Below are 17308 nucleotides of genomic sequence, written 5' to 3'. Positions count from 1 at the left end.
GAGAGCACCCGCGGAAAGACGAGGCGACGTGAGCCCGGGAGTCATGCTCCCCGAAACCCGGTGCGCGGCCGGATGACGGCGTGAAGGGATTGTTGTAGACAACTCGCCGTACGGAGATACTTCCGGGGCGGCAAGCTAGGGCATTCCGGGCTGTGTCGTGCTGGACCTCACCTGTTCTCACGCCGGCGGCTCTGCTGCGAAAGGGAGCCTGTGAGGCCGGAGAAGCGGCCGAAACGACGAAATGGAGCACGTAATGACTGACACCGCGCTGGTTCTCGTGGACATCCAGAACGACTATTTTCCGGGCGGCCGCATGGCCCTGGAGCATGCCGTGGAGGCAGGGGCCAAGGCAACGGCGGTGCTGTCCAGATTCCGCGAACTCGGCTTGCCCGTTGTGCACGTGCGCCACGAATCCGTGCGCCCCGGCTCGACCTTCTTCCTGCCCGGCACGCCTGGCTGCGACTTCCCGGACATCGTGGCCCCGCTGCCCGGCGAGGCCGTGGTGACCAAGAACTTTCCCAACTCGTTCCGCGGCACGGATCTCGAAGAGAAACTGGGCGCTGTAGGCGCAAAGCGTCTCGTCGTGGCGGGCATGATGACCAACATGTGCATAGATGCCACGGTGCGCGCGGCCTGGGACATGGGCTACGCCTGCGTGGTGGCGGGTGATGCCACGGCCGCCTGCGCCCTGAAACACGGCGGAGTGGCCGTCACTCCGTCGCAGGCGCGGGCTGCCTTCCTGGCTGCGTTGGGCATGGTCTATGCCGAGGTGGTGGAGACGGACGCGCTGTGCGCGGCACTCGCGCGGTGATGGTGACCGCGCGGGGACTGCCGACTAGGGGGAGACCCGGCGCAACATGTCCCACATGAGCTTGAATTCCTTGAGCTGGTCGGCGTCACGCTCGAATTGCAGGCTGGTGAGCACGCCGCGGTAGCCTTCCTCGAATTCCTCGTCCGTGAATTCGTAGCCTTCGGCTGCGAGGATCTCGACGCGTTCGGCTCCGTTGGAGGCCGCAAGAAGCCTGTCGCGAAGCTCCTTGTCGGTCAAGGCCTGCTTGAGGAAGGGACGGACGTGAGCCATGGGCATGGGGAATCTCCTGGGAATGACGTTGTTTTGCAAAAATAGCATTTCACGGCGCAGGAGGCCAGCGCTATCGTACCCTGCGCCCTGGCACCCAGCCGCGCCAGGGCAGCATGTCCTCCCTGCTTGACCTTTCATGGACATTTCACCACAAGGGGCGAGGGCGCAGCACACCGCAGCAGGCGCCTGAAAGGAAGACATGGCCAGAAGTCGCGAAATCGTCGTCATCCGCAAGCCCGCAGAGGAGCACCACGAGCACCACGGCGGCAGCTGGAAGGTGGCTTATGCGGACTTCGTGACCGCCATGATGGCCCTGTTCCTGCTCCTGTGGCTCCTTCTGGCCCTGAAGCCCCAGCAGAAGCAGCAGCTCGCGCAGTTCTTCCGCAACCCCGAAAGCGTCAAGGCCCACGTCGACGAGAACGGCAAGCCGATCATCGGCGAGATCGTGGACGCCAAGCAGGCCATCGCCCGCCTGGACGTGCGTCAGCGTCTGCAGCTGGACGTCGCGGGACAGCTGAAGGAGCTCCTCAAGGACGAACTCAAGACGCTGCCCGGCGCGGGCGTGACCCTGGACGACAAGGGCGGCATCAAGGTCACCCTGCCGAGCAGCGCCCTGTTCAAGGCGGGCTCCGTCGATCTGACGCCCGAGGCCATGCGCATCCTGGACGGAGTTGCCGCAGTGCTGATGAAGCACCAGGTGAATCTGCAGGTGCGCGGCTATTCCGACGATCAGGAGGTACAGGGCACCCGCTACCCGAACAAGTGGGAATTCTCCGCCGCGCGTGCGGCTGCGGCCCTGGAATACATCACCCACAAGTTCACGCTGCCTCCGGTGCACTACGAGGCGGTCGGGCTCGGCGACTCGAGGCCCCTCGTGCCCAATACCAGCGACGAGAACCGGGCCCTCAACAGGCGCATCGAAATCTACTATTCACTGGTCGACTCCTCGAAATAGCCGCCTGGACGCACGAGAGAGCCGCCTGCACAGGGGAGGAGGGGACATGCGCAACAGTTTCCGCATAGACATCGAGGATGGAGACGTCTACGAGCTGGCTGCCTGGTTTTATCCCTTGCCGTGCCCCCAGGCCATCCACATCAGCGAGCTCGGCCTGCCGAACCTGCTTCTGGGGCGCGTGAACTGCTCGCTTCATCTGGACAACATCTCGGCCGAGGGTGTGGGCATCTCCTTCCGCCGCGCCTGCCGCCATTTCCCGGCAGACCTCCAATCCCATGCCGTGCTCCTGTACATGAAGCTTTCGAGCCCTCTCGATCCCGCTGACGAGCCCTTCGTCCTGCTGCTCGGCTGCACGGTTCAGGCCGCGCGCCAGACAGACGAGCGCGTCTTCCTCGGGCTGCGCGTCGTCTGCGAGGGCTCGGGCGACGCCCAGGACAAGATCGTGAATTTCCTCAACGTGGAGAAGTACGGCATCGCCGATCTGACGCGCTGGTGCGACGAGAAGGACAGGGTGAGCCGCGCCGAGAAAAGAGCGATTTCACTCGGACTGCGCATGGACCGCCTGCTGGCCGAGATCGCGAACGCGGTCGACCCCAGACTGCACGAAGAGATCGGGGAGTGCGGCATGGCCGAGAGCGCTTCCGCTCCGGCAGATCCGGCCGACTAGGACGGCGGCAACGCCACGGCCGGGGCCTCGTCGCCCGTGGTGCCGCTGATGGCGAAGAAGAATTCCACGCGCCTGTTGCGGGCCCTGTTTTCTGGGGTGTCGTTGGGCACCAGAGGCTGGGTGTCGGCGTAGCCGATGGCCTCCAGTCGCCTGGGATCTATCCCGAAACGGCTTATGAGCATGCTGACCACGCTGGCCGCGCGCGCAGTGGAGAGCTCCCATCGCGAGTGGTAGAGTCCGCTCGTGGACTCGCTGTCGTCCGTGTGTCCCCGGACCTGCAGGACCACGTCCTTTTCCTTCAGGATCGAGGCCACTTCCTGGAGCACGTGCGGCGCCTCGGCCGTCAGTTGGCTGGTTCCGGGCGTGAAGAGCAGCGAGGCGCCCATGCGGATCAGGATGCCGCCGCTCTCGGAAGTGATGCTCGTCGCCCGGGCCATGTCCGGATCCTTGGTCACGAAGTCGCGCAGCCGGTCGGAGATGTCGCGCAGCAGCTGCTTCTGGCGCGTCGTGGCGGTGAAGTCCGAGCGTGCGGGCTGGGCCGAGGGAACCGGCGCTCCCTGGGAGACCGTCGCCTCGTGGAAGGCGTCCGGGTCCTGGAAGAAGCTCGCGAGCTGTTTCTTCTGCTGCGGCTTCAGGGCCAGGAGCAGCCACAGGAGCAGGAACAGGGCCATGAGCGCGGTGACGAAGTCGGCATAGGCAACCTTCCAGCTGCCGCCGTGATGCCCCCCGTGGCCGGCCTCTTCCTGGCGCACGATGTAGAGGCGGTTCTTGTCCGCCTGGCTAGGCACCCTTCATGGCCTCCTCGAGCTCCTCGAAGGTGGGTTGCACGTGCCCGGGGATGGCGCGCCGCCCGGCCTCCACGGCCAGGATGGGCGCGAGTCCCATGAGGTAGGCCGAGAGGGCCGATTTCACCACCTTGAGCTGGGTCTGCTTGGCCGCCGCCATGTGCTCCAGGCTCGAGGCCATGGGGCCGACGAAGCCGTAGCACAGGAGCACGCCGAGGAACGTGCCGAGCAGGGCGGAGCCGATGGAGTGGCCGAGGACCTCGGGCGGCTGGTCGAGCTTGCCCATGGTCAGCACCACGCCGAGCACCGCGGCCACGATGCCCAGACCCGGCAGGGAGTCGGCGATCTTGGTCACGCTCTGCGAGGGGATGAGGTGGTGGTGATGCCGGGTGGAGATGTCGAAGTCCATGAGCGCGTCCATGAAGTGGTGCTCGATGTTGCCGGAGAGCACCACTTTCAGGTTGTCGCACAGAAAGCGGGTGACGGCCTTGTCCTTGAGCACGCCCGGATACTTGGTGAAGATCTTGCTCTGGTCGGGCTTGTTGATGTGCTGGTCCATGGCCACCGCGCCGCCGCGTCTGGCCTCGCTGAACAGGCCGAACATCACGGAGAGGAGCTCCAGGTAGTCCTTCTTGCTCTTCTCCTTGGCCGTGAAGATCTTGAGGATGTGGGAGAAGACGTCCTTGACCACGCTCATGGGCGAGGCGATCAGGAACGAGCCCAGGGCTGCGCCGCCGATGATCAGGGCTTCAATGGGCTGGATGAGGATGCCGAGGTGGCCGCCTTCCAGCAGGAAGCCGCCCACAACGCAGCCCAGGACTACGAATATACCGACAATAGCTATCATGCGGGGGTCGTCCCTCCTCGCCTCGTGACTGGGAATGTTCCGGCGCCGCGTTCAGCCTGGAGAACATTCGCCGTGCGCTTCCGCCCGCCGGATCGGGCTTGAAAAGACCAGTCGAATACACCCCTTTGCGGGACTTCCGCAAGACGTCCGTTTGTATAGACGCGGTGCGGTCACGCGGCAAGGTAGGGTTTACCCCACTTCATTGTCGAACGCCGCGACCAACTCGCTCAGTGCCCGCGATTGTTGCCCTCGTGGGCGTCCTGTGCTACCCGGCGGGATAGACCATACAACCCTGCCAAGGAGTCCGAGAGATGCGTTTGAACCCGAGTGAATGTATCCTGTACAGCGGCGGCGCCAACGGAGCGGAGCAGGTTTTCGGCGAGATGGCCGAAAAATACGGACTTGAAGAGGTCAACTACAGCTTCGAGGGGCACCAGAGCACGCGCTCGCGCGGAGTGCGCATCCTCACCCAGGAGGAGTTGCGCCTCAAGGACGTGAGCATGACCTACGTCTCTCGGCTCATGCATCGCAACTATTCGCAGGCTCCGCTCTTCCGAAAGGTTCTGCAGAGCATCTGCTGGCAGGTTTCCAGCGGCCATGAGGTCTTCGTGGTGGGCAACATCCTCGAGGACGACACGGTCACCGGCGGAACCGGCTGGGGCGCCGAGTTCGCCAAGCTCTGCAACAAGCCGCTCTATGTCTTCGACCAGGTCAAGGACGGCTGGTTCTTCTGGAACAAGGAGCGCTGGGACCCGGCGGGCGACCCCGTCATCTCCCACCATCATTTCACCGGCACAGGCACGCGCTTTCTCGAGGAAAACGGCCGCACGGCCATTGCCGTGCTCTTCGCCCGCAGCTTCGGGTAGCCGCAGGACCGGCACAAGACGACAGAGCCCGGCCCCGCCGGGCTTTTTCATCTCAGCGAAGAGAGCAGGGAGCCGCGCGGCTGTTGAAAGCCCGCTCCCGATGGTTTAGGGAGAAAGGACGGCACAGGGCGGCAAAGCCCCACGTGCCCTGCCCGCATGCACAGGCCCGCGCAGGGCCTTCGTACCACGGCCTCGAACCAGAACATTCGGCACCACGGGAGGACAGCAATGACCGGCTCCGAGAAGATCTCTTCCATGAACGACTACCGCAAGGGCTCGGAGGACGGCTCCATCCCCGTCGAGGCCACGGACAAGACCAGCCGCGACCTGGGCAAGGTCGCCATCTTCATCTCCATCCTCTCCATCCTGCTGCTTGCGGTCTTCTTCTTCGGCCTCAACCAGAACATCAAGGGCCTCTCGGCCGACATGAAGACCGTGAACACCGACGTGAGCCAGCTGAAGACCACGGTGGCCGAGCTGCCCGCCAAGATGCAGCGCTCCATGGTCGTGGACCAGCTGCACGACATCACCTCCAAGCTCGACTACCTGCGCGGCAAGGTCTCGCCCGCGGACGCCGCCAAGCTCGAGGAGGCGCTGCAGACCATCATGGCCGTGCAGAACCAGGGAGCTGCCGCTGTCGCGCCCGAGGCCGCTCCGGCTTCCGTGCAGCCCGCGCCCGAGCCCGCTGCCGCCCAGCCTGCCGAGCCCCAGGCCGCGCAGTAGCGCGGACGGCGCCTCGTCGCTGAAAGACGATACCAGAAGGGCTCCGGGCATCCGCCCGGGGCCTTTTTTGCGTCCGGGCCGCGGGCGCTCCCGGTTCAGTCGAGCACGATCATGCCCCTGGTGTATATCTGTACCAGGATGCGCTGGGCGCAGGTCGGGCATATCTCCCGGCTGCGCGTGCGCTCGGCGTACTTGACCAGGATCGGGCCGCTGCAGCCCGGACACTTGACGGCTATGCGCTCTGCCTCGCGGGCCTCGCGCAGAAAGGTGATGGTCATGTTTTCCTCCTCCCTGGGCCCGGGTGCTACGCCTGCCATGTCGCCCGCGGATTACGCGGATGTGGCGTTTCGTCGGCGCATACGGTAGATTCGCAGACACTTCGATCAGAGCGGGAACGGGAAACCGTGGACCAAGAGCCCATCATACTCCATCTCGACATGGACGCATTTTTTGCCTCGGTGGAGGAGGCGGACAACCCGGAGCTCAAGGGCAAGCCGGTGATCATCGGCGCCTCCGACCGGGGAGTGGTCTCGGCGGCCTCCTACGAGGCCCGGAAGTACGGCGTGCGCTCGGCCATTCCCGTGGCCCAGGCTCGCAAGCTCTGCCCGCACGGCATCTTCCTGCCCGGTCGCCACAGGCGTTACGGCGAGGTCTCGCGCCAGGTCATGGCCGTGGTGCACGGCTTCTCGCCGCTCGTGCAGCAGACCTCGGTGGACGAGGCCTACGTGGACATCTCGGGCATGGGGCTGCTCTACGAGAGCCCCCTGGAGCTGGCTCGGCTGATGAAGGCGGCCATCGTCGAGGCGACGGGGCTCACCTGTTCCGTGGGCATAGCGCCCAACAAGTTCCTGGCCAAGATCTGCTCGGACCTGAACAAGCCCGACGGCATCTACATCCTGCTGCCCGCGGACGTTCCGGCCTTCCTCAAAGCCTTGGTGCCGTACAAGATCCCCGGCGTGGGCAGACGCCTGGCCGAGGAATTGCAGTCGCTCAACGTGCGCGTCATCGCCGACGTGCTGCGCTTCTCCCACTCCTTCTGGGTGGAGCGCATGGGCGAGAAGACCGCTGATTTCCTCTACGCCCGCGCCCAGGGGCTCGGGAGCACGAACGTCGTGCCGCACTCCGACCCCAAGTCGTCCGGTGCGGAGAACACCTTCGAGAAGGACACTGACGACCGCGAGGAGCTCAGGCGCTGGCTTCTGCACCAGTCCGAGCGCGTGGGGCGCGACCTGCGCAAGTACGGCTGGCACGGCCGCACCGTGACCCTGAAGGCCAAGTACCGCGATTTCAAGACCGTCACGCGCAGCCGCACGCTGCCGCGACCCGTGCAGACCACGGAGGAGATCTACCGCGCGGCCGAGGAGCTGTTCGCGGCCCTGCCGCTGCCCCAGCCGCTCAGGCTCATCGGCGTCAGCGTCTCCGGGTTTTCGCGCGGGGAACGCCAGCTCGACCTGCTGGGCGAGGCGCCCCGGGCTCGGACGGACCGCCTGGACCAGACCCTGGACGCGCTGAACGAGCGCTTCGGCGACGCCGCCGTGGTGCGAGGCCAATTGTTCGGATTCCGCCGCAGGAAGTGAGGCGGAAAACTGTGGAACCCGATGGAGGATCCGTGTTCGACCAGACCCAGCTCGACCGTTACGCCGAGGTGCTCCTGTGGGCGCTTCGCACCTCGCGCAAGGAGCCCCTGGCCGCGGGCGCGCCGGTGCTCGTCCGTTTCGACCATGCGGCCCTGCCGCTGGCTGAGACGGTTTTCGCCCAGCTCCTGGAGGCCAACTGCAATCCCGTCCTGCGCATGAACATGACGCCGACCATGGAGACGTCGCTCTACGGCCTGGGCCGCTTCAACCAGCTGCGCTTCGTCCCCCCGGGGGAGGAGGAGCTGATGCGGGGGCTTGCCGGCGGCATCTATCTTCTGGCCCCGGACTCCCTGACCCACCTCTGCCACGTGAATCCCGAGGACATCGCGGCGCGGCAGCTGGCGCTCCGGCCCCTGCGCGACATCCTCGACCGCCAGGAGGAACTCGGCCGCTTCGGCTGGACCCTGGCGCTCTATCCGACCAAGGCCCTGGCAGGCCATTCCGGGCAGAGCGCGGAGGAGTACGCCGGGCGCATCGCGCGCGCCTGCATGCTCACCTCGAGCGATGCCGTGGCCAAGTGGAAGAGCATCTGGGAGCAGGCGCAGGAGATCAAGACCTGGCTCACGGGAATGCGCATCGTCTCCCTGCGCCTGGAATCGGAGAACATCGACCTTACGGTGGCCATGGGCGAGCATCGCCGCTGGCTCGGGCTCACCGGTCACAACGTGCCGAGCTTCGAGATCTACACCTCGCCGGACAACCGCGGCACGCGCGGCGTCTTCTATGCGGACCAGCCGTCGTTCCGCAGCGGCAACACCGTGCAGGGCGTGCGGCTGGTCTTCAAGGAGGGCGCGGTCGAGAGCCTTTCGGCCGAGAGCGGGGAGGGCTTCGCCCTGCGGCAGGTCTCCATGGACCAGGGAGCGCGGCGAGTGGGCGAGTTCTCGCTCACGGACAAACGCTTTTCGCGCATCGACCGCTTCATGGCCCATACGCTCTACGACGAGAATTTCGGCGGCGAGCACGGCAACTGCCACATCGCGCTCGGCATGTCCTATTCTGACACCTTCGACGGCGACCCGGCGATCCTGAACGACGACCTCAAGAAGCGGCTCGGGTACAATGTCTCGGCCCTGCACTGGGACCTTGTGAACACGGAGAACAAGGTGGTCACGGCGAGGCTGCCAGGAGGCGGGCATCGGATCATTTACGAAGCCGGACAGTTCGTACTCTGAGGGGTTGGAAAAAATGCCTCGAAGGGTCTTGGCAGCCCGAGGGTATTGTGATAAATGTCACATTCCCCTTCGGGAACAAGACACAAAAGTCATTTGAGGAGGAGATCATGGCCATTATTGCTGTTGGTCACAAGAACCCGGATACCGACACCATCGTGTCGTCCATCGCCATCGCCGACCTGTACAAGAAGGTCTACGGGAAGGACACCAAGCCCGTGGCCCAGGGCGCGGTCAACCCCGAGTCCAAGTTCGTCCTCGACAAGTTCGGCCTGGCCGCCCCCGAGGTGGTGACCGACGCGACCGGTCAGCAGATCATCCTGGTCGACCACTCCGACCTGGCCCAGAGCCTCGCCAATCTCGACAAGGGCGAGATCGTGGCCATCGTCGACCACCACAAGCTGGGCGACGTGACCACCACCAACCCGCTCGAGATGTGGGTGTGGCCGGTGGGCTGCTCCTGCACCGTCATCAAGGGCATGTACGACTTCTTCAAGGTCGAGGTGCCCAAGGCCATCGCCGGCGCCATGCTCTGCGCCATCCTCTCCGACACCGTCATGTTCAAGTCCCCGACCTGCACCGACGCCGACAAGAAGGCGGTCGACTCCCTGGCCAAGATCGCCGGCGTCACCGACTACATGTCCATCGGCGTCGAGATGTTCAAGGTCAAGTCCGCCGTGGACGGCACCCCGATGAAGGATCTGCTGAACCGCGACTACAAGGACTTCGACATGGCCGGCAAAAAGGTCGGCATCGGCCAGCTCGAGGTCGTGGACCTGTCCATCCTGACCCCGTACAAGGAAGGCCTGTACGCCGAGATGGAGAAGGCCAAGGCCGCCGGCGGCAACCACTCCATCTTCCTGCTGCTGACCGACATCATGAAGGAAGGCTCCGAAATGCTCTGCCTCACCGACGATCCCGCCGTGGTCGAGAAGGCCTTCGGCAAGAAGATCGACGGCAAGAGCGTGTGGCTCGACGGCGTGCTCTCCCGCAAGAAGCAGGTCGTGCCTCCCTTCGAGAAGGCTTTCAAGGGCTAGACCAGGTCTCCGCCATCGACTTGGAAAAGCAGAATCGCCCGCCCGGGAAACCGGGCGGGCTTTTTTTGCGTCGTTGAACGGCTGGCGGAAGGAAAGCGTGCCCCCGGCGAACGCGAAAAAAGGCCGGGCGGCATGCGCCGTCCGGCCTTCGTCACACGCGGGGCAGGGGAGGCTAGAGCAGACCGGCCGTGGTCAGGGTGTCGCGCAGCGACTTCTCGTGCTCGGGGGTGAGCGGGACCAGGGGCAGGCGCAGCTCCGGACCGATGCGGCCCATCATCGCGAGCGCCGTCTTGACCGGGATGGGGTTGGTCTCGATGAACATGGCCCGGTTCAGCGGCGAGAGGCGGAAGTGCAGCTCCTGGGCCTTGGCGATGTCGCCCTTGAAGAAGGCGTCGCAGAGCTGGGCCATCAGGGAGGGAACGATGTTCGAGGTCACGGAGATGACGCCGCAGCCGCCGATGGCCAGGGTCGGCAGGACCGTGAAGTCGTCGCCCGAAAGGATCATGAAGTCGTCGCCGCAGCACTCGCGCACGTCGGAGATCTGGGTCAGGTTGGCCGTGGCCTCCTTGACGCCGATGACCTCGGGCACGGCCTTGCGGATGGCCGCAAGGGTGGAGGGCAGCACGTTGGAAGCCGTGCGGCCCGGCACGTTGTAGACGACGAAGGGCATGCTCACTTCCGCGGCGATGGCCTTGAAATGGGCCACCAGCCCTGCGGGCGTGGGCTTGTTGTAGTAGGGGGTGATGTGCAGCGCCGCGTCGGCCTTGGCCTCCTTGGCGAAGCGGGTCAGCTCGATGGCCTCGCGGGTGTTGTTGGAGCCCGCGCCCGCGATGACCGGCACGCGGCCTTTGACCTGCTCCACGCAGATGCTGATAACACGCATGTGCTCTTCGTGGGACAGGGTGGCCGACTCGCCGGTGGTGCCGCAGGGAACCACGCCGTGGATACCCTGTTCGATCTGCCACTCGATGAGCGCGCGGTAGGCCTCTTCGTCGACGGCGCCGTTCCTGAACGGCGTGACGAGGGCGGTATAGGCGCCTTGGAATTGCATGGCTGACTCCTTTGCGCGGGTTGTTATTTCACGACGCCCGTGAGCACGGCGGCCGTATCGGGATCGTCCGGCAGATCGTCCTTCAGGGGCACGACCGTGAAGCGCACGTTGGCGTCTTGCTTCCATTTGAAATCGGGGCTCCTGTCCGGCCAGGCCAGGACCTCGATGCTCCCCACCGCCTTTCCCTCGGCGTAGGGCCTGACCCACAGGGTCTTGTCGAAGGCCGTGAACATTCCGACGATGCCCCGGCCCCGGCCGCTGCCGACGAAGATGTCGAAGGCGTTGTCCGGGCGGGAAAGGAGCACCTGCTCCGCATCCACGTCCCATGGCGACAGTCCGATGACCAGTTTCGCCTTGCCCCTGAGCTCCTTGGCCGCGGCTGCGGCCGCGTCGAACTGCGCGGCCGTGGGCGAAGGCGTCGTCACTTCCGGCAGGAGCACGAGGCCGACCGTGCCGTCCGTGGTCTTCAGCAGTCGCGTCTCGATCTTCTGCGGGCTCGTGAAGGCGGGGGGGATTGCGACCCCGGCCGCCGTCAGCGCCTTGCGCTCCGCGTCCGCCAGAAGGCCAGCGGTATACCCGAGCCCCGCGTAGACCTTGCCCAGCCGGGCGAGGGTCGTGGGATCGGGAGCCCTGCCGTCCTCGTCAATGAACTCCCAGGTGCCCGCCAGCTTCAGCAGCCGGCCGTCGCACTTGTCCTCTTCTTGCCTGAAAAAACTGACCCGCCGGGCCAGTCCACCGATGGTGGTATGGCCTCAGGAGGGGCACGGTTCGTATTTCCCGAACGTCTTGCCCGTGTAGAGCACGGTCAGGACGGGCTCGGCGCGCCCGGGAGTCGCGAAGGCGGCGAGAAGCAGCGTTGCAAACAGGAATAATCGCGCCAGCCGCCCCATCACTTGTTCAAGTATTCCTTGAGTTCCTTGCCGGGGCGGAAGAAGGGCAGGCGTTTGGGATGGACGTCGACCAGCGCGCCGGTCTTGGGGTTGCGGCCGGTGTATCCCTGGTAATCCTTGACCTTGAAGCTGCCGAATCCACGAATCTCGACACGATCCCCGGCGATCAGCGAATCCTTGATGGAGTCGATGAAGGCGTTGACGATGATGGAGGCTTCGTCGATATGCAGTTCTTTCTTCTCCGCCAGCTTCTTGATCAGTTCGCTCTTGTTCATGGTCCTACCTCAGGAGGTTGTATCCCGTCCGCGACGTAACCGGACGGGGCCGGAAGGAGGAAAAACTCCTGAGCTTCCAGCGGTTGCGAGAGTGCCCAAAAGACCGCTTCGTCGTCAAGCCCCAGGTGCGCCCAACTCGGGAAAGTTCTTGAGCGGGGGCGTTGCGGCGATGAGCTTCTGATTGTCCGAACGGAAGCGCTCGAGCTTCGCGGCAAGGCCGGAGACGTCCTTGGCCGCCTCGGAATCGGGCGCGTACTTCATGAGCGGCGTCTGCCGCCGCACGGCCTCGAGCACGCTCTTGTCCGAGCGCACCGAGCCCAGGCTCCGGATGGTGATGCCCAGGAACTTCTTGCAGGCCGCGGAGAGACGCTCGAAGGTCTGCTTGGCCTCGGCCGGCGTGGCCTGGTTGACCAGGACCAGGAAGTCGTCGATGTCGTGGTGCTGGTGCAGCACCTTCATCAGCGCGTAGCTGTCCGTGAGCGAGGTCGGTTCCGGCGTGACCACCACCACCCTGATCTGCGTCATGGCCGCGAAGGAAAGCACCGTCTTGTTGATGCCCGCTCCGAGGTCCAGGATCAGGAAGTCGTAGCCGCCGATGAGCTGCACCAGTTTCTTGAAGAGGAGATCCTGCATGTCCTCGTCCATCTCCACGAGCTCGGGCACGCCCGAGGCCGCGGGCAGGAAGTCGAGGCCGCCCGGCTCGATGTTCACGACCACGTCGCCGGAGTTGACTTCCGGCCGCAGCAGGTCCTGCAGGTTCTTGTCCGGGGAGAGGCCGAGCAGGACGTCGAGGTTGGCCAGGCCCAGGTCACAGTCGAGCAGCAGCACGCCCTTGCCCTCTGCGTGCAGGGCGTAGCCGAGGGAAAGGGATATATTGGTCTTGTCCACGCCGCCTTTGCCGCTCATGATCGAGATCGACAGGGTCTTGTTGGAATTCATCGTCGTGGCGCCTCTCATTTGATTCCGGTGAAGAGGAATTTCTTTTCGCTGGAATGGACCAGGGTGGATTCGGGCAGGGGCGCAGCCATGTCCGGAATGGGCGCGCTGACGTACCGGTTCTTGCCGGTCCGCTTGGCCTCGTACAGGGCGTTGTCCGCGAGCTCGACGAAGCCGGCGAGCGTCATGTCCACCCGGCCCTTGTAGCTGGCGATGCCCGCGGAACAGGTCAGCCCGATGACGTTTCCGTTGTGCTCGATGCGCAGGTTCCGCACGCTCTCGAGGACACGTTCGACCATGGACTGGGCGCGCAGGAGCCCGGCGCCCGTGAGCACGAGGGAGAACTCCTCCCCGCCCGTGCGCGCGGCCATGTCGTAGCGGCGCTTCTCGTGCTCCAGCACGCTGGACAGGGCCACCAGGACTTTGTCGCCCGCCGGATGACCGTAGGTGTCGTTGATCCTCTTGAAATCGTCGATGTCGAAGACGACCAGGGAGATGGAGCTGTGCGTCCTGCGGCTGCGCTCTATCTCCAGGTCCAGGGCCCGTTCGAAGGCACGTCGGTTGGACAGCCCGGTCAGCGCGTCGTGGTCCGAGAGATGGGCCAGGTTGCTCATGCGCTGCTGCAGATGCAGGATCTGCGGGTAGAGGTCGCCCTGAAGCGGCATGGCGAGCCATTCGGCAAGATTGAAGCTGGTCGAGAGGCTCTGCCAGTCGTCCAGGATGAGGCCGGGGCAGAGGCGGAGGATGGCGAGCACGTTCTTGCTCGAATTCTCCTCCACGCTCCCGCTGAGCTTTATCTGCTCGCGCAGCCGCTCGAGCTCCCGGGCCAGGGTGTGCCCTTCGTCCGCCAGCAGTTCGAAATCAGCCATGGAACTGCAGGAGGTAGTTGCGGATGAGCTGATCCAGTTCGCCGTCGAGCACTGCGTCCACGTTGCCGATCTCCGTCCCGGTGCGGTGGTCCTTGACCAGCCGGTAGGGCTGTAGGGTGTAGGTGCGGATCTGGCTGCCCCAGGCGATGGCGTCCTTGGTCTCGTACTGGGCCTGGCGCTCGGCCTGCCTTTTGCGCATCTCGGCCTCGTAGAGCCTGGCGCGCAGGATCTTGTAGGCCGTCTCCTTGTTGCGGATCTGGGACTTCTCGTTCTGGCACTGCACCACGATGCCGGAGGGCATGTGCGTCAGGCGCACGGCCGAGCTCGTCTTGTTCACGTGCTGGCCGCCCGCGCCGCTCGCGCGATAAGTGTCCACGCGCACGTCCTCCTCCTTGATCTCGATCTCGATGTCGTCGTCCGCGTCGGGATAGACGTCCACCGAGGCGAAGGAGGTGTGGCGACGGCCCGAGGCGTCGAAGGGCGAGATTCGGATCAGGCGGTGGATTCCGGCCTCGCCCTTGAGGAAGCCGTAGGCGTAGGGGCCGGTGATCTGCACGGTCACGCTCTTGAGCCCCGCCTCCTCGCCCTCGAGATAGTCGAGGAACTCGACGGTGAACTCCTTGCGCTCGGCCCAGCGACGGTACATGCGCAGGAGCATCTCGGCCCAGTCCTGGGCCTCGGTGCCGCCCGCGCCGGGATGGATCTCCAGGATGGCCGCGCTCTTGTCCTCGGGACGCGAGAGCAGCTCAGCGAGTTCGGTCGCCTCGATCAGGCCGTTCAGCTGCCCGATCAACTCGTTCAGCGTCTCCAGGACCTCTGCGCTCTGGTCCTCGATGGCCAGGCCGAGCCAGTCCTCCACGTCTCCCTTGACCTTCCTGAGCTTCTCCAGGCGTCCGGCCGTGTCCTCGAGGCGACTTTTCTCCTTGAGGGCGGGCCTGAGCGCATCCGGGTTGTCCCAGGCGCCGGGGCGTGAAAGCTCGGTCTCTATCTCGTGCAGGCGATTGGTGATTGCGGAGGGGTCAAAGACGCCTCCAGAGCGAGTCGAATTTCTCGAGAAGAGGCAGACTTTCCGTCTTGAGATCGGCGTATTGCAACATGGGAACTGCGTATCCTTGTATCTGTCTGTCGTCTAGTCCCGGGCCAGGCGCCGCCTCGCCGCAAGCCCGACCGCGATGGGCAGCAGGGCCATGGCGTAGATCAGCACGTGGACGAGGCGGAAGAAGCGATGGTAGACCGTCGTCTCGTTCCGCAACTCGAGCACCCGCGCCCGCGCGGCCGTGTGGAAGAGGGGGGTGCGCTCCAGGACCCTTCCGTAAGGGTCTATGAACGCGGACACTCCGGTGTTGGTGCTGCGCACCATGGACCGGCCCTGCTCCACGGCCCGAAGCAGCGAGAGATCGAGATGTTGCAGGGGGGCGCTGGAAATGCCGAACCAGGCGTCGTTGCTGATGTTCACCAGGATGTTGGCCCCCGCCGACACGCGATGCTGCGCCAAATTCGAATAGATCGCTTCATAACAGATGAGCATGCCTGCCGCAACCTTGCCCAGGCGCAAAGGCGAGACGTTCGTGCCGGGCACGAAGTCGCCCATGCTCTCCACGAGCTTGCCGAGCGGCAGCCAGTCGCCGAAGGGCACGTACTCGCCGAAGGGCACCAGGTGCTGCTTGTCGTAGTACTGCTCGTCCAGGGCCTGGCCGGTGATCAGGTAGGCGCGGTTGTAGAGCTTGTAGGTGTTCGTGCGCACGTCCAGGGTGTAGGCCGGGGAACCGGTGAGCACCGTCGTGCCCGAGGAGCGCACGAACTCGCGCACGCGTCTGCCGAGTTCGTTGGGGTCCTGGTAGTAGAAGGGGAGTGCCGTCTCGGGCCAGACCACGAGGAGGGGCTTCTCGCCGTCCTTCTCCAGGTCCCCGCTCAGGGTGAGGTAGCGGTCCACCGTGCCGCCCTGGTAGGCCTTGTCCCATTTGATGCTCTGGTCGATGCTGCCCTGGGCCAGCCCGACGAGGACGGGGCCGTCACCTTGGGCCGTCGAGGGCAGCGGCGTGTGCAGGCGGTGTAGCCCGAAGCCGAGCAGCGCCGCCAGCAGCGCGACGCCCGCGGCGCGATGGCGGAGCGTCATGCGCGAGGGGCCCAGCAGCCAGACCGCGGCCGTGGCCAGCAGCAGTCCGAGCCCGAGCGCGCCCACGACGCTCGCGGCCTGGATCATGGCCGTCCAGGGGGAGAAGGCCGAGGCCGTGGTCAGCCACGGGAAGCCGGTGAAGAGCCAGCCCCGCAGGTACTCGAGCCCGGCCCACATGGCGCCTGCCGCAGGGGCCAGGAGCCAGGGCGAGTAGTCGGCGCAGAACCTGCGCAGGAGGGCGCAGAAGAGGCCCGCGTAGAGCGCCAGGTACATGGCCAGGAGCACGGGACAGGGAGCGGCCAGGAGCCAGGGCAGGTTCCCGTAGTCGTGCACGGGCAGGGCGATCCAGTAGAGGCAGCCGGAATAGGCCAGCGTCGCGGCCAGGAAGCCTTGGCGGAAGGCCTGGCCGGGGCTCTTCGCGCGCAGGGCGAGCGCCGCGAGGCCCGCAGGCACGAGCAGCGAGGCGGCAGGGACGTGCAGCCACAGATTGGCGTGGCCGATCCACGCGCCCAGGGCGATGGCGAGGGTCCAGAGGAGCAGCACGGGATCAGGTGGCGGAGGGAGCGTCCGACTTGACGTGGATCCAGCGAATCTGCTTCTTGTCCGCTTCCTTGACCAGGAAATGCAGTCCCTCCAGCGTGAACTCCTCGCCCTGCCTGGGCACGCGGCCGGAGATCTCGCACAGATAGCCGCCGATGGTCTCGACCTGCTCGGAGGTGAAGGCGGTGTTCAGAAGTTCGTTCAGCTCCTCGAGCTCCAGACGGCCGCTGACCAGATGGCTGCCGTCGGGCAGGGCCTGGATCTCGTCGGGCTCGTCGATGTCGTGCTCGTCCTCGATGTCGCCGACGATCTCCTCGATGACGTCCTCGAGGGTGATCAGGCCCGAGGTGCCGCCGTACTCGTCCACGGCGATGGCCAGGTGCTGGCGGCGCTTGAGGAACTCGTGCAGCATGTCGCGCACGTTCTTGTTCTCGGGGATGAAGAGGGGGGGCAGCATGATGTCCCTGACGCCAGGCCGGGCGTCGGGTGGCGCGAGCATGGCGCCGAGCATGTCCTTGGAGTGGATGATGCCGATGATGCTGTCCTTGTCGCCCTGAAAAATGGGGATGCGGGTATGTCCTTCCTCGACGATCAGACGGCAGACTTCCTCGATTCCGGCTTCCACGTCGCAGCAGACGATGTCCGTGCGCGGGACCATGAGTTCATGGACGTAGAGCCGTTGCAGGCGGAGGACGCCCAGCAGCATGGGGACGTCTTCGCTCGTGAGTTCACCGTCGCGGAGGGCTTCGCGGATCGCGTCTTCGAGGGTGTGGCCGTTCTTGTTCTTGAAGAGACCGACGAGACTGGACCAGAAACCGCCTTCTTGAGGACTACTGTCGTCCAAACGAAACTCCTTTGTTGCGG

At 65.3% G+C, this 17308-nt stretch carries 20 protein-coding genes; 8 read left to right on the top strand and 12 right to left on the bottom strand.

Features of this window, described 5'->3' with window-relative positions:
- Window positions 1–253 precede the first annotated feature (253 nt).
- On the top strand, window positions 254–811 hold the full coding sequence (locus DSX2_RS09450; RefSeq protein ID WP_020879953.1) for a cysteine hydrolase family protein: 558 nt from the start codon (window positions 254–256) through the stop codon (window positions 809–811).
- Window positions 812–835: 24 nt separating this feature from the next.
- Here the strand turns inward: DSX2_RS09450 and DSX2_RS09445 are convergent, their stop codons facing one another.
- Window positions 836–1087: a Nif11-like leader peptide family natural product precursor gene (locus tag DSX2_RS09445; protein ID WP_020879952.1), complete on the bottom strand. Its 252-nt coding sequence runs from the start codon at window positions 1085–1087 to the stop codon at window positions 836–838.
- 193 nt (window positions 1088–1280) lie between these two features.
- On the opposite strand from DSX2_RS09445, the gene DSX2_RS09440 reads away from it, so the two are divergent.
- Together DSX2_RS09440 and DSX2_RS09435 are read left to right on the top strand one after the other, a co-directional pair.
- Complete coding sequence (locus DSX2_RS09440) at window positions 1281–2036, top strand: flagellar motor protein MotB (RefSeq protein ID WP_020879951.1); 756 nt, start codon at window positions 1281–1283, stop codon at window positions 2034–2036.
- A gap of 46 nt (window positions 2037–2082) precedes the next feature.
- Window positions 2083–2703, top strand: coding sequence for a hypothetical protein (locus DSX2_RS09435; RefSeq protein ID WP_020879950.1), 621 nt, complete (start codon window positions 2083–2085; stop codon window positions 2701–2703).
- Here DSX2_RS09435 and DSX2_RS09430 read toward each other — a convergent pair.
- Window positions 2700–3491 carry a flagellar motor protein MotB gene (locus DSX2_RS09430; RefSeq protein ID WP_020879949.1) on the bottom strand — a complete coding sequence of 264 codons (792 nt, stop codon included), beginning with the start codon at window positions 3489–3491 and terminating at the stop codon, window positions 2700–2702. The genes DSX2_RS09435 and DSX2_RS09430 overlap by 4 nt on opposite strands.
- Window positions 3484–4335 carry a flagellar motor stator protein MotA gene (motA, locus tag DSX2_RS09425; protein ID WP_020879948.1) on the bottom strand — a complete coding sequence of 284 codons (852 nt, stop codon included), beginning with the start codon at window positions 4333–4335 and terminating at the stop codon, window positions 3484–3486. The genes DSX2_RS09430 and motA overlap by 8 nt, the downstream gene beginning before the upstream one ends.
- 311 nt (window positions 4336–4646) lie before the next feature.
- On the opposite strand from motA, the gene DSX2_RS09420 reads away from it, so the two are divergent.
- Window positions 4647–5201, top strand: a complete 555-nt coding sequence (locus DSX2_RS09420; RefSeq protein WP_020879947.1) for a hypothetical protein — start codon at window positions 4647–4649, stop codon at window positions 5199–5201.
- Window positions 5202–5429: 228 nt separating this feature from the next.
- Window positions 5430–5924 carry a hypothetical protein gene (locus DSX2_RS17560; protein ID WP_020879946.1) on the top strand — a complete coding sequence of 165 codons (495 nt, stop codon included), beginning with the start codon at window positions 5430–5432 and terminating at the stop codon, window positions 5922–5924.
- Between the two features lie 95 nt (window positions 5925–6019).
- On the opposite strand, the gene DSX2_RS09410 is transcribed toward DSX2_RS17560, so the two are convergent.
- A complete protein-coding gene (locus DSX2_RS09410) occupies window positions 6020–6202 on the bottom strand; it encodes a hypothetical protein (RefSeq protein ID WP_020879945.1) in 183 nt (60 codons plus the stop codon).
- A 126-nt stretch (window positions 6203–6328) separates the two neighbouring features.
- Here DSX2_RS09410 and dinB point away from each other — a divergent pair, with 126 nt between their 5' ends.
- The 3 genes from dinB (at window position 6329) to DSX2_RS09395 (ending at window position 9767) form a co-directional block, all read left to right on the top strand.
- On the top strand, window positions 6329–7501 hold the full coding sequence (gene dinB / locus DSX2_RS09405) for a DNA polymerase IV (RefSeq protein WP_020879944.1): 1173 nt from the start codon (window positions 6329–6331) through the stop codon (window positions 7499–7501).
- A 32-nt stretch (window positions 7502–7533) separates the two neighbouring features.
- Window positions 7534–8733 (top strand): aminopeptidase, encoded by a 1200-nt coding sequence (locus tag DSX2_RS09400; RefSeq protein WP_020879943.1) that lies wholly within the window; start codon window positions 7534–7536, stop codon window positions 8731–8733.
- Window positions 8734–8840: 107 nt separating this feature from the next.
- The gene (locus DSX2_RS09395; protein ID WP_020879942.1) at window positions 8841–9767 is read left to right on the top strand and encodes a manganese-dependent inorganic pyrophosphatase; all 927 of its coding nucleotides are present in this window, start codon (window positions 8841–8843) and stop codon (window positions 9765–9767) included.
- A 172-nt stretch (window positions 9768–9939) separates the two neighbouring features.
- Here DSX2_RS09395 and dapA read toward each other — a convergent pair whose 3' ends face one another.
- The 8 genes from dapA to DSX2_RS09355 form a co-directional block, all read right to left on the bottom strand.
- A complete protein-coding gene (dapA, locus tag DSX2_RS09390) occupies window positions 9940–10818 on the bottom strand; it encodes a 4-hydroxy-tetrahydrodipicolinate synthase (protein ID WP_020879941.1) in 879 nt (292 codons plus the stop codon).
- Between the two features lie 23 nt (window positions 10819–10841).
- Window positions 10842–11258, bottom strand: a complete 417-nt coding sequence (locus DSX2_RS09385) for a hypothetical protein (protein WP_020879940.1) — start codon at window positions 11256–11258, stop codon at window positions 10842–10844.
- Between the two features lie 449 nt (window positions 11259–11707).
- The gene (locus DSX2_RS09380) at window positions 11708–11983 is read right to left on the bottom strand and encodes an HU family DNA-binding protein (RefSeq protein WP_020879938.1); all 276 of its coding nucleotides are present in this window, start codon (window positions 11981–11983) and stop codon (window positions 11708–11710) included.
- Window positions 11984–12097: 114 nt separating this feature from the next.
- Window positions 12098–12922, bottom strand: a complete 825-nt coding sequence (locus DSX2_RS09375; protein ID WP_020879937.1) for a MinD/ParA family protein — start codon at window positions 12920–12922, stop codon at window positions 12098–12100.
- A 14-nt stretch (window positions 12923–12936) separates the two neighbouring features.
- The gene (locus tag DSX2_RS09370; RefSeq protein WP_020879936.1) at window positions 12937–13788 is read right to left on the bottom strand and encodes a GGDEF domain-containing protein; all 852 of its coding nucleotides are present in this window, start codon (window positions 13786–13788) and stop codon (window positions 12937–12939) included.
- A protein-coding gene (gene prfB, locus DSX2_RS09365) for a peptide chain release factor 2 (protein WP_172640020.1) occupies window positions 13781–14885 on the bottom strand; the annotation gives its coding sequence in 2 pieces (ribosomal slippage) (window positions 13781–14809 and window positions 14811–14885; 1104 coding nt in all). Before prfB ends, DSX2_RS09370 begins: the two co-directional genes overlap by 8 nt.
- A gap of 32 nt (window positions 14886–14917) precedes the next feature.
- Complete coding sequence (lnt, locus tag DSX2_RS09360; RefSeq protein WP_020879934.1) at window positions 14918–16447, bottom strand: apolipoprotein N-acyltransferase; 1530 nt, start codon at window positions 16445–16447, stop codon at window positions 14918–14920.
- A gap of 4 nt (window positions 16448–16451) precedes the next feature.
- Window positions 16452–17288 (bottom strand): hemolysin family protein, encoded by an 837-nt coding sequence (locus tag DSX2_RS09355; RefSeq protein ID WP_020879933.1) that lies wholly within the window; start codon window positions 17286–17288, stop codon window positions 16452–16454.
- Window positions 17289–17308: the final 20 nt, after the last annotated feature.

Origin of the sequence: Desulfovibrio sp. X2 (assembly GCF_000422205.1) — a bacterium.
In the GTDB taxonomy this organism is placed as follows: domain Bacteria; phylum Desulfobacterota; class Desulfovibrionia; order Desulfovibrionales; family Desulfovibrionaceae; genus Alkalidesulfovibrio.
The sequence above is the reverse complement of the archived record's forward strand: the minus strand, read 5'-3'. Positions and strand labels throughout refer to the sequence as shown.